The 1917-nt window shown below is 65.8% G+C and carries 1 protein-coding gene; it reads right to left on the bottom strand.

Going from position 1 to position 1917, the window contains the following annotated elements:
- Positions 1–1713: 1713 nt before the first annotated feature.
- Positions 1714–1917, bottom strand: a 204-nt coding sequence (locus tag AC4D2C_RS18715; protein ID WP_490916310.1) for a hypothetical protein, incomplete at its 5' end; no start/stop codon positions are given.

The raw sequence follows: 1917 nt of genomic DNA, 5'->3' as shown, positions 1-1917 counted from the left end.
CCGGCCGGCGGCGCGGCCGAGGACGACGGACGATGCCCGTGGACGACGCACAGTCAAGCCAGGCATCCGGGGAGCATTACCGCGTCGGGTAGGCCGAACATATCCGATGAACCAAGGCAGCCGTCGGCCGGAGGCCGGCAGCCGTCGACGCGCCGGGGAGGCCTGGACCCTCGATTGGTGCGCCGGCTGGTGCGTCGGCGCGATCCGCTCGCCCCACGTGGGCGCACGCGTGGAATCCACTGCCTCCGGGAGGACGAGATGCCCCTTTCCGTCGATGGGACGTAGGCGGGCTTGGCCGCCGCGTCGCTGAGCGGCGCGCACGCGGCCAGCTGCCCGCGGGCGGGCCATGGGCGGCCTCCTCGGACCGCGAGCAGCTGCAGCGCGGTCGGCGGGAGCCACTTCCGCGTCGTCCCGCGCGGGCATCGTCAGCGAAAGAATGAGACGCAGCAGCCGGCGTCCGGCGCCGTGCGCTCGAGCGACGTAGCCCTGAGCTGCGGCCGGCGGCAGGCCTGGCCCCAGGAGCAACGAGCGCGAAAGGGTGTTCAACTGTTGCGCCAAAGGGTTGTGGTGTAGCCACCGACAGGTGCCACACCAAGCACCGACACCAACGGGTATCACGCCGACCACAGACAACGGAGAGCTGCCATGTGTCCGAGAGCCGGAGGAGACCCGATGATGATCGTGTACCGGACAAGGCCGGCCACATCGCCTCCGCTCCTGCCCAGCGGTGGTGTAGCGCTGATCATGCTGCTGTCGTCATCCTGGGACCCGGGCCGTGATCGGCTGAGGCTGCTCGAGGAGACCGCCGATCTTCCGGATGGGGCGGATGCAGGCGCGAGGCTCTCCCGTGCCCTTGCTGGGACGGTGCCCGCTGAGCTACTGGGGTCGGAGAGGGCCCGAGGGCTCAGGTCTCGCCCTAGTGGATCGTTCCGCGTCGACGGCACCACGAGTTACCTGGCCTCCCGCTCCACGGGGCAAGTTGTGCTGGACCGGACCCGACGCTCCGGAGGAGAGGATCTCGGCCACGACAGAACAACCAAGCAACAGAAGGCCACAGCTCTCGGCAAGCGGGACTATGCCGATGGGCCACGGTGATGCGGAGGCTTGCCATTGAGCCCCTGGCCCCGGCGAAGTACGGCCATCGCCCCTGCGCAGATGATCAAGTCCGTGCGTAGATGATCAACAAGACAGAGGGACCTCTGACGGGTCGGCACGAATGGCCGACCGAACCGCCCACTGGCTCACGCATAGTGGCCTCGGCAGCCCGTAGGACCGAAAGCGGGCTTCAGGGGACCGCGCGTCAGGGACAGCGAGTAACCGGCCACGAGCCTTCAGCGGCAGCGCACATCAGCGGGTGGCACACCTTCCGCAGGCTCTGCCGGCTTTGAGCGCGGTCCACTCCTGGCACGACTGCCCGAGCGTCACCCTCCAGTCGCACCGGGTTCAGATGCTCCGGAGCGCCATAGTAGGGGAGCCCACGCACAAGCGCAGGGCTCGACGGGCGGCGAGCAACCTGCACCATCGAGCGCCCACCTGCCCCTGAACAACTCACCGGACGGGTGCCCGCACGGGGTGACGCAGGCAACGCCGCTCCAGTTTGCTCGCACGGTGAGCGGCGTGTAATGTTTCATGAGTTGCCCCGGTGAGGGCAACCAACCCCTTCAAAAACTAGCGGTCGGTCCGTGCGCTCTAAAGCGTATCGGAATTAGGCCATTAATTGTCATGGGATTGTCTTGTCGCACGTCCTTTTCGCAGGCAGTAAGCCAAAGCGGAGGATTTGACAAGAGAAAACAGAATGAAATAAGCTGTGAACACAACGGCGAAGGAAAGCAGAGCCGAGAAGGTGCGAAAGCGCTGGTCCTGCAAGTAATCGAACGTTCCTGTTGTTTGAGAACTCAATAGTGTGCCAAGTTTGTT

Source organism: Arthrobacter sp. TJ-240, assembly GCF_058269195.1.
Note: the sequence above shows the minus strand (reverse complement) of the source record. Positions and strands in the feature narration are given on the sequence as shown.